This is a genomic window from Hyphomonas johnsonii MHS-2 (assembly GCF_000685275.1).
GTDB lineage: Bacteria > Pseudomonadota > Alphaproteobacteria > Caulobacterales > Hyphomonadaceae > Hyphomonas > Hyphomonas johnsonii.
The window spans coordinates 1-12,856 of sequence record NZ_ARYK01000010.1 but is presented as its reverse complement, the minus strand read 5'-3'; the positions used below and the strand labels follow the sequence as shown (position 1 = coordinate 12,856).

General features: G+C 63.7%; 12 protein-coding genes. 6 read left to right on the top strand and 6 right to left on the bottom strand.

The genetic code is table 11. The features are described 5' to 3' along the window. Nucleotides 1–13: 13 nt before the first annotated feature. Entirely contained in the window at nucleotides 14–1,501 is a 1,488-nt protein-coding gene (locus HJO_RS15575) for a M20 family peptidase (protein WP_035618981.1), read from the top strand. Between the two features lie 16 nt (nucleotides 1,502–1,517). On the opposite strand, the gene HJO_RS15570 is transcribed toward HJO_RS15575, so the two are convergent. Together HJO_RS15570 and HJO_RS15565 are read right to left on the bottom strand one after the other, a co-directional pair. After that, nucleotides 1,518–2,450 carry an Hsp33 family molecular chaperone HslO gene (locus HJO_RS15570; RefSeq protein WP_035618813.1) on the bottom strand — a complete coding sequence of 311 codons (933 nt, stop codon included), beginning with the start codon at nucleotides 2,448–2,450 and terminating at the stop codon, nucleotides 1,518–1,520. A 75-nt stretch (nucleotides 2,451–2,525) separates the two neighbouring features. Further along, entirely contained in the window at nucleotides 2,526–3,473 is a 948-nt protein-coding gene (locus tag HJO_RS15565) for a radical SAM protein (protein ID WP_035618810.1), read from the bottom strand. A gap of 117 nt (nucleotides 3,474–3,590) precedes the next feature. Here HJO_RS15565 and HJO_RS15560 point away from each other — a divergent pair, with 117 nt between their 5' ends. Beyond that, nucleotides 3,591–4,907, top strand: a complete 1,317-nt coding sequence (locus tag HJO_RS15560) for a hypothetical protein (RefSeq protein ID WP_035618807.1) — start codon at nucleotides 3,591–3,593, stop codon at nucleotides 4,905–4,907. Nucleotides 4,908–4,910: 3 nt separating this feature from the next. On the opposite strand, the gene argF is transcribed toward HJO_RS15560, so the two are convergent. Beyond that, entirely contained in the window at nucleotides 4,911–5,849 is a 939-nt protein-coding gene (argF, locus tag HJO_RS15555) for an ornithine carbamoyltransferase (protein WP_035618804.1), read from the bottom strand. A gap of 198 nt (nucleotides 5,850–6,047) precedes the next feature. Here argF and HJO_RS15550 point away from each other — a divergent pair, with 198 nt between their 5' ends. The 3 genes from HJO_RS15550 to HJO_RS15540 all read left to right on the top strand — a co-directional run bounded on the left by HJO_RS15550 (nucleotide 6,048) and on the right by HJO_RS15540 (nucleotide 8,811). Continuing rightward, nucleotides 6,048–6,239, top strand: coding sequence for a hypothetical protein (locus HJO_RS15550; RefSeq protein ID WP_035618801.1), 192 nt, complete (start codon nucleotides 6,048–6,050; stop codon nucleotides 6,237–6,239). 161 nt (nucleotides 6,240–6,400) lie between these two features. Then, nucleotides 6,401–7,615 (top strand): saccharopine dehydrogenase family protein, encoded by a 1,215-nt coding sequence (locus HJO_RS15545; RefSeq protein ID WP_035618798.1) that lies wholly within the window; start codon nucleotides 6,401–6,403, stop codon nucleotides 7,613–7,615. A gap of 50 nt (nucleotides 7,616–7,665) precedes the next feature. Continuing rightward, a complete protein-coding gene (locus HJO_RS15540; RefSeq protein ID WP_035618795.1) occupies nucleotides 7,666–8,811 on the top strand; it encodes a carboxynorspermidine decarboxylase in 1,146 nt (381 codons plus the stop codon). Here HJO_RS15540 and HJO_RS15535 read toward each other — a convergent pair. Next, entirely contained in the window at nucleotides 8,808–9,650 is an 843-nt protein-coding gene (locus HJO_RS15535; protein ID WP_035618791.1) for a carbon-nitrogen hydrolase family protein, read from the bottom strand. The two genes, HJO_RS15540 and HJO_RS15535, sit on opposite strands and share 4 nt — an antisense overlap. 7 nt (nucleotides 9,651–9,657) lie before the next feature. After that, nucleotides 9,658–10,848 carry an aspartate aminotransferase family protein gene (locus HJO_RS15530; protein WP_035618789.1) on the bottom strand — a complete coding sequence of 397 codons (1,191 nt, stop codon included), beginning with the start codon at nucleotides 10,846–10,848 and terminating at the stop codon, nucleotides 9,658–9,660. 166 nt (nucleotides 10,849–11,014) lie between these two features. Here HJO_RS15530 and HJO_RS15525 point away from each other — a divergent pair, with 166 nt between their 5' ends. Next, nucleotides 11,015–11,734, top strand: coding sequence for a hypothetical protein (locus HJO_RS15525; protein ID WP_156945762.1), 720 nt, complete (start codon nucleotides 11,015–11,017; stop codon nucleotides 11,732–11,734). Nucleotides 11,735–12,049: 315 nt separating this feature from the next. On the opposite strand, the gene hisG is transcribed toward HJO_RS15525, so the two are convergent. Next, the gene (gene hisG / locus HJO_RS15515) at nucleotides 12,050–12,757 is read right to left on the bottom strand and encodes an ATP phosphoribosyltransferase (RefSeq protein WP_035618782.1); all 708 of its coding nucleotides are present in this window, start codon (nucleotides 12,755–12,757) and stop codon (nucleotides 12,050–12,052) included. Nucleotides 12,758–12,856 lie beyond the last annotated feature (99 nt).

The window sequence follows — 12,856 nt, the reverse complement described above, 5'->3', positions numbered from 1 at the left end:
GGGCGGGCTCATCATGTTGAAGAAGCTGATATTGGGGGCAGCGGGACTGATCGTCCTGATCATCGGAATCATTCTCGTTCGGACATTCTCCTATGGCGGCGAACCGGTCGGCCAACGCGTTGACCTGCCGGATGCCCCGGCAATCTCTGCAGAATCGGCCGCGCAGCATCTGTCGGAAATCATCCAGTTCAAGACGATCACGCTGCAAGGCGGCGACCCGCGTCCGGGACAGGAAGGCGAATGGCTCGCACTGCATGACTGGCTGGCCGAAACCTACCCGGCAGCCCATGCTGCCATGACACGCGAAATCGTGCCCGGCACGCTGACATTGCTCTATACGTGGCAAGGCAGCGATCCGGCGCTGAAACCGATCCTGCTGATGGCCCACCAGGACGTCGTGCCCGTCAACATGGGCACACAGTCGGACTGGACCGGCGCCCCCTTTGCCGGTGAGATCATCGACGGAATGGTCTATGGGCGGGGCGCAATCGACGACAAGGGCAACCTTGTCGGCCTGATGGAAGCCGCCGAAGCGCTCGCCGCCTCCGGCTTCCAGCCGAAACGCACCGTGCTGTTCATGTTCGGGCATGACGAGGAAGTGCTCGGCTCTGGCGCGGAGGCGGGCATTGCCCTGCTCAAATCCCGCGGCGTGGAACCGGAAATGGTGCTCGACGAAGGCTTCATGATCATCGACCCGTCACCGCTCACCGGCAAGCCCATGGGTATTATCGGGATCGCGGAGAAAGGGTATGTCACGGTCGACGTGACAGCCGTGGCACAGGGCGGCCACTCATCGACGCCGCCGCGCAATTCCGCAAACGTGAACCTCGCAAAAGCCATCCTGGCGCTCGAAGAGAACCAGATGCCCGCCGATTTTTCCAAACCGCCCGTGTCGGACCTGTTCCGCGCTGCCGGAAAGGACATGCCCTTCACCCAGCGCATGGCAATGGCCAACCTGTGGCTGTTCCAGGGCATCGTCGAATCCTCGCTTGCCAACAATTCTGCCGGCAATGCCATGGTCCGGACAACGACCGCGCCAACCATGCTCCGCGGGTCCGCCAAAGAAAACGTGCTGCCACAGCGCGCCGTGGCCACCGTGAACTTCCGTGTACATCCCAACGACACGCCTGACGACGTGATCAAGCACGTAAAGGATGTCACCGCCGGCATTGACGGGATCGCGGTCGAGACCGGCGGCGATGGCATCAACAGCCCCGCCTCTCCGGTCTCACCTACAGACAATCGCGCCTACGCCGTGCTGGCCAGTGTCGCCGAAGTGGCCGGCAGTGGCGCCCCCGTGGCACCCGGGCTTGTGCTGGGCGCAACGGATTCCCGCTACGCCGCCGCCATCACCAGCAACATCTACCGGTTCGCGCCGTCCGTCTTGACGCCGGACGAACTGACCGGCTTCCATGGCACGAATGAACGTATCTCGGTCGAGAACATGGGGCGCCTGTCGAAAGGCTACGCCCAGATCATCCTCGGCATGGACGGCGAATAGGACCGGACCACCAGCATCAGCTGACCGGCCCGGTCACTTTCTCGATCGGCACCGAATAGTGCCGCGCGCAGAACTGGCAATCGATCGCCAGCGTCCCGTCCGGCTCGACCATGTCACGCAATGAATCATCGGGCATGGACTTGAGGGTCGCGATAAGCCGCTCCTCATTGCACGTACAGCTGTCTTCCAGCGAAACGGAGTCTTCCAGGCGCACGCCCTGCTCATGGAACAGGCGGAACAACAGGTCGGGCATGGCCAGGTCCGGGTCGACCAGTTCAGCGTCGCTCAGCGTACCGAACAGCGCTTCGGCTTCGTTCCATACGTCTGACGTATCGCCGCGCGCCTCGTCGGCCGCGATACGCTGCACCATCATGCCACCGGACACCCAGATCGGGGCTTCGCCCTTGCGGTCAAGTTCCGCGATCGCGAGCTTGATGCGGCTCGGCACCTGTTCGGACATGGTGAAATAATCTTCCGCGCATTCCGACAGCGTGCCCTTCACCAGCGGCACGATGCCCTGGTACGGCGCAACGGACGGATCGTCCTGGATGAGGATCAGCGCAAGGCGTCCGCCGGGGCCGAACAGCTGCGGCATATGCGGCGCGGCGCCCTTGTTGACCTTTTCAAGGTGGGCCCAGCGGTCCGCATCGAACTTGGCATACCCGCGCACGCCGCCGTCGGTGCGATACTCGCCGACCAGCATGGAAACGGGGCCATCACCTTCGGCTTGCACCAGGATGCGGCCTTCAAACTTCAGCGATGCGCCGACCATGGCTGCCAGGGTCACGGCTTCGCCGAGCACACGGGCAAGGTGCGGCGGGTAGTCATGCCGGTGCAGGATCGGCGACAGGCTGCCGGCGCCCATGCGAACGGCCCGACCGCGCACGGGGCGCTGGTCGATCTGGAAGTTTGCAACGAAGTCGCTGTCGGGACGTGAAGTATCAGGCATGGCACGGCTTTCAGGCAGAGCGGCAGGATGCCCCCATGTGGCAGCGCCGGGCCTGTGCGACAAGGGGGCGCGCAGTCAGGCTGAGCAGCTGCCGCCGCCGAGCACGCAGAAACTGGCGCACCAGGCATGGTTCAGGCTGACCGGCGCGGCAGTCGCTTCGGCCAGGGTGGATCCGAGTTCGAAGGCCGTATCCTCGACCAGCAAGGTGCAGGCTGTCACGGTTGCCTGGGCTGCGCCCTTGCGCCGGATCACCATGCGCTGGCTGGCGCACATGATGTCGGCCGGGTCCTTGCCCAGAATCTGCCAGCAGGCTGTCGTGATCTCGGGCGGGTCGTCCTGCGCGATCATCTCGGGGAACAGCACCAGCTGCGCCGGATTCGACGGCTCGAGCCGGAGCCCGATGCGTGAGGCGAACTGGCCATAGGCTTCGCGGGCATCTGCCTCATCCTCATGCAGCGCCATCCGCCCGGCCAGTGCAACATTGAACCGACGCGCCGCAAGCCATGACAGGCCTTTGACAGCCTCGTCGAATGCGCCTGCGCCTCGCTCGGCGTCATGCAGCGCGGCGTCATGGGAATCCAGCGACACGCGCAGGGTGAGGCGATCGCCAAAGCGCTCGTGCAGCGGCTCGAGACCCGCCTGAATGCGCGGCCGCATCATCGGGCGCATTGCGTTCGTCAGCACGAGCAGCCGGTGCCCGCGCTCCAGCACTGCGCCCATGATCGCAAGGATTTCCGGACACATGAACGGCTCGCCGCCCGTAATGCCGATCTCCTTGGCGCCTTCGCCAAGGGCATCGATCTCGTCGAGGAAGGGCGTGACGTCGGCCAGCCTCAGGTAGACGAGCGAGTCGTTGGAGGGCGAACTCTTGATGTAGCAATTGGCACATTCGATATTGCAGAGCGTTCCCGTATTCAGCCACAGCGTTTTCAATCCGTGCCAGGCGACGCTCGCCCGGGCGTCTCCCTTCGCGGTCAGGCGTGGATCGGAAAATTTCTCGCGGGGGAAGATCGTGTGAGCCATGGCGCCTGTGTAGGCATAGCTGACGCTGTCGCGCCAGCCGCTTCGCGAAAGCGTGATCGGGGCTAACGCAGTGCGCCCGCCATTGCGGCGCCCGGGAACTGGTATAGATCAGATATCATGGGCCGGACCACGCATGATATCGTGTTCGAAATGCTGACATCCGGCGATGATGGCCGGGTGTGCAAGGACATTCCCGAGGCCGCCTGCGCCGAGGAAGCCCGCAGTTTCACCACCCATGTCCTCGCGCTCTCGACCAGCAAGGTCGCAGACGGCCTGATTGACCCGAAACTTGTGCTCAGCTGGCTGCTGGCAACGCTCGGCGCACCGACGCTGTTCATCGGCCTGCTCGTGCCGGTCCGAGAGGCCGGGTCGTTGCTGCCGCAATTGTTCACGGCCGGTGCCCTGCGCCAGATGCCGGTGCGCAAATGGGCCTGGGCGGCCGGGTCGCTGGTGCAAGGCCTGTCCGCGCTGGCAATCGCCGTGGCGGCGTTGACTCTCAAGGGTGCCGCTGCGGGCATGGCCGTCATTGCGGCGCTGGCCGTGCTGGCCATCGCGCGGTCTGTCTGCTCGGTCACCTACAAGGACGTTCTCGGCAAAACGGTTTCCAAGTCCCGGCGCGGATCGGCAACCGGCGCGGCCACGACGGTCGGCGCCGCGGCCGTGCTCGCCTATGGCGCACTCCTGGCGTCCGGCACGATCGCCCGCATGGACCTGGTGACCGGCGGACTGATCGGCGCGGGGATTTTCTGGATCGTGGGGGCGGCGATCTTCCTGCAGCTGAGGGAAGTGCACGGTGCCACCGAAGGCGGCGGCAATCCGATCAGCGCAGCCTTCGGCAATCTTGGACTCCTCGCCAGTGATGCCCAGCTGCGCCGCTTCATTGCGGTGCGCGCCCTGCTGGTGTCGACGGCGCTCGCCCCGCCCTTCATGGTGGCAATGGCAGCGCACGAAAGCGGCCCGGACGGCAGCGACGGATTTGGCGGGCTCGGCCTGCTGGTGATCGCATCCGCCGGTGCGGGCCTTCTCAGTTCCTATGTCTGGGGACGCCTCGCAGACAAATCCAGCCGCAAGGTCCTGATTCTCACCTCGGCTGCGGCGACCCTCGCGCTCTGCGCAACGCTTGGACTCGATGCTGCCGGCCTTCTCGGGTCCACCTGGGCGCTTCCCCTCGTCCTTTTCGCCCTGATGATCGCCTACCAGGGCGTCCGGCTCGGCCGGTCGACCCACCTTGTCGACATGGCGACGCTGGACACACGGGCTGCCTACACGGCCCTGTCGAACACGGTGATTGGCGGCATACTGGTGTTCGGCGGCGCCTTCAGCCTGGTCGCGGAATATGCGGGCGAGGCAGTCGTGATCGGCCTGCTCGCCGCCATGAGCGCCCTCGCCCTTCCCGTGGCGCTTGGACTGGAAGAAGTCCAGGCCGTGACCTGAGACCTACTTGTCGAGGCACCAGCGCAGGATGGCTTTCTGCGCATGCAGGCGATTCTCCGCCTCGTCGAACACCAGGCTTTGCGGCCCGTCGATCACTTCGGCATCGACTTCCTCGCCCCGGTGGGCCGGCAGGCAGTGCAGGAATTTCGCACCGCCGGCCGCAAGCTCCATCAGGTCTTCGGTCACCGCGTAGGGTTCCAGGATTTCGAGCCGGCGGTCGGCGTCCTGGTCACCCATGGAGACGAACGTGTCGGCGATCACGACATCGGCGCCAGCCACGGCTTCCTCGGCCGTATCATAGAGATCGATCCGGCCCTGCAGCTCGCGGGCAATCTCGACATCCTCATCGTCCGGCGCAAAGCGCTGCGGCGTCCCGACCGCGAGGGAGAAGCCGAACTTGGCCGCCGCATGCATGAAGCTCGCGCAGACATTGTTGCCGTCGCCGACCCAGGCGAGGCGCGCGCCCCGCAGGGTGACGCCGTTTTCTTCAAGGGTCTGCAGGTCCGCCATGATCTGGCAGGGGTGCGACCGGTCGGTCAGTCCGTTGATGACAGGTACGCTGGAATATTCCGCGAATGTCTCGACATCGCCGTGATCGTTGGCGCGGATCATGACCGCGTCGACATACCGGCTGAGCACGCGCGCCGTGTCCTCGATCGTTTCGCCGCGGCCGAGCTGCATGTCCGTGCTGGTAGCCGTGATGGAGCTGCCGCCGAGCTGGCGCATGCCCATGTCGAAGGAAAACCGCGTGCGGGTCGACGACTTCTCGAAGATCATCGCCAGCGTGTGGCCCTCAAGCGGTGCGCCGGTGTCGACGCGGCCCTTGGGCCAGCCTGCCCGCGCCTTCTTGGCCCTGTGGGCCTCGTCCAGTATCGCGCGCAGCTCGGCCGTCTCGAGATGCCAGATGTCGAGGAAATGGCGCGGGGCTGGGGTCGTGGTCATGGGCGGGCGCTCCCGTTGGAAAAAGAAGCGCGGGGGATAGCGCGTTTCACGCCCCGGCGCCAGTGAAGCCAGCGAACGCCGCCTGGCGCCGAGTTACGATCTCGTCATTTTATTGCGAATGACTTGCAAGTGCATTTTCTCTGTGTGAGACAAATATTGAGAATGATTCGCAAATAACTCTATTGGAGGTCTTTCCAAATGTGCTTGCCCCTGGACGATACGGCCATGCTCTGCTGGCTGAAACAGCAGGTACGGGTAATCGAGGTCTGGCGCGAGGAGCTCGCCTGCCGCCCCGAAATCGAAATCGCGATGGTGACGCGCCTCGAGCGTCACTACGCCTGGCTGACGTCAGAGATCATGCGGCTCGATACGCCTCGTCGCGCAGCCTGACTCTGCCCGTGCCGCGGCGCGGAACGGGGCATCGTTCCTCCCAAAAAGCCCCGACCTGCGCTGCGGCACCTCTGCCATCTCTCCACTGGCGAAGCCGATCGGTTTGCCCTATGTGACGGGCAAGCCCACCGGCCCCTCTAGCGTCAGGAGAGACAGGACTAATGGACACCGTACTCATTATCGGAGCCGGCGCTGCCGGGTCAGTCGTCGCGCAGAAATGCGCCATGGACCGCGACACGTTCAAACACATCACGCTGGCGTCCCGCCGCATCGAAAGCTGCGAGAAGGTGGCGAAGATGTGCAAGACGCCAATCGAGATCGCGCAGGTCGATGCCGACAATGTCGCCGAGGTCGTCGCGCTCATCAACAAGGTGAAGCCGGACCTCCTGATCAACATGGCCCTGCCCTACCAGGATCTGCCGATCATGGACGCCTGTGTCGAGACCGGCACCAACTACATGGACACCGCCAATTACGAACCGCGCGACGTGGCCAAGTTCGAGTACCATTGGCAATGGGCCTACCAGGACAGGTTTGTCGACAAGGGCATCACCGCCATCCTCGGTTGCGGCTTCGACCCGGGCGTATCGAACATCTGGTGCGCCTATGCCCAGCAGGAACTGTTCGACGAGATCGACTATATCGACATTGTCGACTGCAATGCAGGCGACCACGGCAAGACATTCGCGACCAACTTCAACCCGGAAATCAACATCCGCGAAGTGACGCAGGACGGGAAATACTGGAAAGACGGCGAGTGGATCGAGATCCCTGCCCTCTCGATCAAGTGCGACATCGACTATCCCGAAGTCGGCCCGCGCGCCTCCTACCTCATCTATCACGAGGAAGAGGAAAGCCTGGTCAAGAACATCAAGGGCCTGAAGCAGATCCGCTTCTGGATGACGTTCGGCCCCGAATACATCAAACACCTGGAAGTCTTCAAATCCATCGGCCTGATCGGCCTGAAACCGATCAAGCACAAGGGCATGGACATCGTGCCGATGGAATTCCTGAAAGACTTGCTGCCTGTCCCGTCATCGCTCGCCGAAGGCTATACCGGCAAGACCAGCATTGGCGTGATCATCCGTGGCAGGAAGGATGGCAAGCCGATGACCAAGATGCTCTACAACGTCTCCGACCATGCCGAGACGAACAGGGAAGTCTCCGCACAGGCCGTCTCCTACACGACCGGCGTACCGCCTGTTTCCGGCGCGAAGATGTTCTTTGACGGCGTCTGGAGCGGCAAGGGCGTGTTCAACGTCGAGCAGTTCCCGGCCAAGCCCTTCCTCGACGACCTCGCCAAGCGCGGCTTGCCAACCACGATTGTGGACCTTGAGCCCGGTGCGCAGGACGAATTGTTCGCAGTGAAGACCTGATATTCCCGAGGGGCTCCGGGTGAGCGCACCTCCTGTACGAGTCCAATGACATGACATCAGCCCTACTTCCGGAAAACATCGCCACTCCCGTCTTCGTCCTCGACGTCGTTCGCCTCTTGACCAATCTGGAGACTGCGAAGCGGGTACGCGAGGAAGCGGGCTGCAAAGTCTTGCTCGCCACCAAGGCCTTCGCGATGCCGGCCGTGTTCCCGATGATGCGCGACTATCTCGATGGCACAACGGCCAGCGGCGAGCACGAGGCCATCATGGGCCATGAGGAATTCGGCAAGGAAGTGCACGTCTATTCGCCCGCCTATACGGAAGACGAAGTGCAGCGCCTGACCAAGGTGGCCCAGCACATCTATTTCAATTCGGCCGAACAACTCGCCCGCTTCGGCAGCATCGTGCGCACGGCCGGCTGCAAGGTCGGCCTGCGCGTGAACCCCGGCTATTCCAACGCCACGCTTGGCGGCGACCTCTATAACCCGACCGCTCCCGGCAGCCGCTTCGGCGAAGTGCCCGCCATGCTGGACAGCGTCGACTGGTCCGGCGTCGACATCTTCCACGTGCACGCCCTGTGCGAGAGCCTGCACGAGGGCTCGGTCGGCCTGATCGAGTTCGTCGCCGACAATTTCGGGAAATATATCGAGCAGGTCTCGGCGGTGAATTTCGGCGGCGGGCATTTCCTCAACAAGCCGGGCTATGATGTCGATGCACTGATCGCGGCCATCAAGGCGTTCAAGGCAAAGTTCGGTGTCGAAGTCGTGCTGGAGCCTGGCGCCGGTCTCGTGGTCAACACGGGCGAGCTGTACGCGACCGTCCTCGCGCTGCATCGCAACGAAATCGACCTCGCCATTCTCGACGCGTCCGCCTCGACGCATATGCCGGACGTTCTTGAAGTGCCCTACAGGCCCGACATCATCGGTTCGGGCGAAGCCGGCGACCTCGCCCACACCTATCGTCTCGGCGGCAAGACCTGCATGACCGGCGACGTGATCGGCGACTATTCCTTCCCCGAACCGCTGGTGCCGGGCCAGCAGCTGATCTTCACCGACCAGATGCACTACAGCTTCGTCAAGACGAACACGTTCAACGGCACGCCGCTCGCCAACCTCGCCATACGCTGGGAAGACGGCGTGATCGAACCGATCTCCAATTTCGGCTACGAGGAATTTCGCCGGCGGCTGGGGCGCTAGGCGTCGGTGGACGTGTCCAGACGGAACACCTGATCATTGCCCAGCGATGGAATCCTTGCCCGCGCCTTCGCGACTTCATCGAGATCGAGGTCTGCCCAGATCACGCCCGGTTCATCGCCATCCGCTTCCGCCAGAATCTCGCCCCAGGGCGAGATGATCAGAGAGTGGCCATAGGTCTCGCGCCCATCTTCATGCTTGCCGCCCTGCGCCGGGGCGATAACGAAGCAGCCCGTCTCGATGGCCCGCGCGCGCAGCAACACATGCCAATGCGCCTCGCCCGTCACGCGCGTGAACGCCGACGGGACGGTCAGAACCTGCGCGCCGGCCTGCGCGAGCGTACGATAGAGCGCCGGAAAGCGCAGGTCATAGCAGATCGTCATGCCGATCCGGCCGATCGCCGCACAAGCCAGCGTCGTCGCTTCGCCCGGCCGGTAGGTGCGGGATTCGCGATAGGTCTGCCCGTCGCCGACTTCGACATCGAACATGTGGATCTTGTCGTATTGCGCGATGATCTTGCCATCCGGCCCGATCAGGAAGGACCGGTTGGCAAACCTGTCATCATCCTCAAGCGTCACGGCGATGGAGCCGAGCAGCAGCCAGACGCCCAATTCATCCGCCAGCACGCGGAACGCGGCAAGCGTCGCATCATCGCCCTGCGCCACAATCTTGGGCCGCGCCATGCCCGGCCGGATGTCGAGCAGGCTGGTCATCTCGGGCGTCGCGATGAACATCGCTCCAGCCGCTGCCGCCTGCCGCACCAGTTCCGAAGCAGCCGCGATGTTCGGCGCCACCTCGGTGCCGGACCGCATCTGGACACAGGCGGCTCTGAGACCTGTCATGCGTCCCTCAGGCTGGCGTCCATTCCGAGATCGCCTCGTCAATGATGCCGGTGGCCTCGCGCACATGCTCGTCAGTGATGATCAGCGGCGGTGCGAGGCGCAGCACATTGGCTCCGGCAACGCCCACCAACAGGTTCTTGTCACGGCAAATGCCCTGCAGGCTTTTCGGATCGGCCTTCATCTTGAGGCCGGTCAGCAGGCCCTTGCCTGTCACGCCCTCAACCTTCTCCGGGTGGCTGTCGGCGAGGCTCTTCAGCCCCTGGGCCAGGGTTCCGGACACGCGGCGCACTTCGGCGAGGAAGTCCTCGTTCGCGATCGTGTCCCAGACGACGTTGCCAACGGCCATGGCCAGCGGGTTGCCGCCATAGGTCGACCCGTGGCTGCCCGGCTGCATGTGCTCGCCGCAGGCTTCCGTGGTCAGGCAGGCGCCGAACGGAAACCCGCCGCCGATGCCCTTGGCCGCGCACAGGATGTCCGGCTCGGCGCCTTCCACCCAGTTATGCGCGAACAGCTTGCCGGTCCGGCCCATGCCGCACTGGACTTCGTCGAAGATCAGGACAAGGCCGTGCTCGTCGCACAGTTTGCGCAGGCCGATCAGGCAGTCTTCCGGCATGGCGCGCACGCCGCCTTCACCCTGCACCGGTTCGACAAGCACTGCCGCCGCCGTCGGGCTGGCAGCGGCTTCCTTCAGCGCATCATGGTCGCCCCATTCAAGGTGCACGAAGCCGGGCAGTGGCGGGCCGAAACCTTCAAGGTATTTCGGATTGCCACCCGCATTGATCGCGCCCAGCGAGCGGCCATGGAAGGCGCCCGTGAACGTGATGATGTCGATGCGCTCCTTGCGACCATTGGCCCAGTGATACTTGCGGGCGGACTTGAGGGCGCACTCGATCGCCTCGGTGCCGGAATTCGTGAAGAAGACCCGGTCGGCAAACGTGTCGCGGCAGATCTTGTCGGCCAGCTCCTCTGCGCCGCGAACGCGGAACATGTTGGACGTGTGCCACAGCTTCCCGGCCTGGTCGCGCAGGGCGTCGACAAGGGCGGGGTGCGCGTGGCCAAGGGCGTTCACCGCGATGCCGGCGATGAAGTCGAGATACCGATCGCCGTCCTCGGTAAAGAGGTAAAGGCCCTGCCCCTCAACGAAGACGTCTTCCGGAGGACGGTAGACAGGCATGATGTGTTGGCGCGGATCGGTCATGGTTTCTCCCTGCGGTGCGCAAGCGTGGTGGTTAGGAAATACGCTTGGCGAGGCGCCCACGGGAAGTCAACTGATGCACGGCTGATCAAGCGTGATTGATGTGACAGGCATACGGTTTCGCGATAGGCCCCTACCCATACGCCACGCCGGAACGGGGAGCAGATCGATGCGCCAGGCTTTCACCGCAACTCTTGTCGCAGCAATGCTGGCATGTCCCGCCATGCCCCAGCAGGCTGAAACCGGAGAGTTCAATGCCGCGGCGCCGGATACGATGCCGGCCGCCCGACCCGGCGATGCCCACGTGGTCCACATCGGCCCTGGCGGACCCGCCGTAACCGGCGAGGCCGCCGTGTCGCCGCCGGAAGCCGTGCGGGCCTTGGATTCCAACGGCCAGACCGGCCGGATCAAACCGGTAATGCGCGACACCGACCACCTGGTTCTGGAACCGCTGGTCAACCGGCTCGGTATCGACAGCGGCCGACTCACCGAAACCGAACCCGTCGTCCAGGACGTGCCGTTTGCCGTGGAAACATCCCCCGGCATCCCGGTGATCTCTGCGAGCGAAGAGGACATGTTCGTCACCGACGGCGCCGCGCCGGCATTCCGCAACAGAATCGTCAAGGTAAACCGCAAGGGTGAACGAACCGCCACGGAAGTGATGTCTGCGCCGCTTGCTTCAGGCGACTCGCCTGACACCGGCCCGCCCTCAACTTCCGTACGAGTCGTCGTGCGCACCGAAAACGACGGCGATGACCACGTCAATATCGAAGCGACCGGCAAAACGGTCACCGATACTTTCACGCCGGATGGCACGACACGGATCATCCGGATTGCCCCGGAGGCGGGCCGCGAGGGCTCCACCCTGATCACGATTACAAAAAATTAATTGAAAAACGATAAATATGCTTGACGTTTATCGATAATCTCATATTGATAGTCGGGAAGTCAGGGCGGACCGGACGTAATGTTCTTAACGCCCCCTACCTCACCTGAGCCGTTGCTCCGGGTCGTCCTGACTCCACCTTCCGCACGTGTTGCCCCTTGCACGGTGGCAGGTTTCCAACCTCGACATACTTCCAAAACGGAAAGAAGCGCGAAACCTGAAACAGGGTCTCGCGCTTCTCCACCGTTTGCAGCGTTTCCTCCCAGAAACTTGCAATGCCATACGCCACCAGTTTCATACTTGTGTCAAGAATGTGTTCTAGACTTTTTTCGCGCCAGCGCCGATCCGGTCGACCAGCCGCGCAAGAGAGGCTTCGGATCCGTCCGTCCAGGGCGCATTCGGTGACATCGCAAGCGATGCCTCGCTCTTCAGGATCACCCCGTCCTGCAATATCTTCAGGCCGTTCGCCTTCAGCGTCGCCCCCGTCGACGTGATATCGACGATGACGTCTGCCGAACCCGTCGCCGGTGCCGCTTCGGTTGCGCCCGCGCTTTCGACCAGCCGGTATTCCCCGACAGACTTCGCGGCGAAGAATCGCCGGGTCAGCCGCATGTATTTTGTCGCCACCCGAAGGCGCCGGTGGTGCAGCTTGCGGAACGCAGCGCCTGCCGCCTCCAGGTCCGCCATCGTGTCGACATCGAGCCAGGCCTGGGGCACGGCGACAATCACGTCGGCGCCGCCAAAACCGAGTCGTTCGATGACCCGGAAGTCTACGCCCGCGTCCGGCGCCAGATCATGCAGCAGGTCCTCGCCGGTAATCCCCGCATGAAGACTGCCGTCGATCAGGCCCTGTGCAATCTCGCGCGCTGACAACAGGCGCATCTCGACATCACCCAGCCCGGCGATCTCGGCCTGGTATCCGCGTTCGCCGCCAATCTGGCTGACCGGAAATCCAAGCCCGCCAAGCCAGGCTTCGGACTTTTCCTTCAGGCGCCCCTTTGACGGAATGGCCAGTGACAATGTCATGATCGGGTCCCTCGTGCACGGATGATCCGGTCTGGCCGCACCACGCCGCCGATTCCGGTCGCGCGGGCCTTCCCGCCGGACAGGCCGGCAATCAGTCCG

Bases quoted from the DNA above. Each gene is read 5' to 3' on its own strand.
- HJO_RS15575 (WP_035618981.1), top strand. From the start codon at position 14: ATGTTGAAGAAGCTGATATTGGGGGCAGCGGGACTGATCGTCCTGATC.
- HJO_RS15570 (WP_035618813.1), bottom strand. From the start codon at position 2,450: ATGCCTGATACTTCACGTCCCGACAGCGACTTCGTTGCAAACTTCCAG.
- HJO_RS15565 (WP_035618810.1), bottom strand. From the start codon at position 3,473: ATGGCTCACACGATCTTCCCCCGCGAGAAATTTTCCGATCCACGCCTG.
- HJO_RS15560 (WP_035618807.1), top strand. From the start codon at position 3,591: ATGGGCCGGACCACGCATGATATCGTGTTCGAAATGCTGACATCCGGC.
- argF (WP_035618804.1), bottom strand. From the start codon at position 5,849: ATGACCACGACCCCAGCCCCGCGCCATTTCCTCGACATCTGGCATCTC.
- HJO_RS15550 (WP_035618801.1), top strand. From the start codon at position 6,048: ATGTGCTTGCCCCTGGACGATACGGCCATGCTCTGCTGGCTGAAACAG.
- HJO_RS15545 (WP_035618798.1), top strand. From the start codon at position 6,401: ATGGACACCGTACTCATTATCGGAGCCGGCGCTGCCGGGTCAGTCGTC.
- HJO_RS15540 (WP_035618795.1), top strand. From the start codon at position 7,666: ATGACATCAGCCCTACTTCCGGAAAACATCGCCACTCCCGTCTTCGTC.
- HJO_RS15535 (WP_035618791.1), bottom strand. From the start codon at position 9,650: ATGACAGGTCTCAGAGCCGCCTGTGTCCAGATGCGGTCCGGCACCGAG.
- HJO_RS15530 (WP_035618789.1), bottom strand. From the start codon at position 10,848: ATGACCGATCCGCGCCAACACATCATGCCTGTCTACCGTCCTCCGGAA.
- HJO_RS15525 (WP_156945762.1), top strand. From the start codon at position 11,015: ATGCGCCAGGCTTTCACCGCAACTCTTGTCGCAGCAATGCTGGCATGT.
- hisG (WP_035618782.1), bottom strand. From the start codon at position 12,757: ATGACATTGTCACTGGCCATTCCGTCAAAGGGGCGCCTGAAGGAAAAG.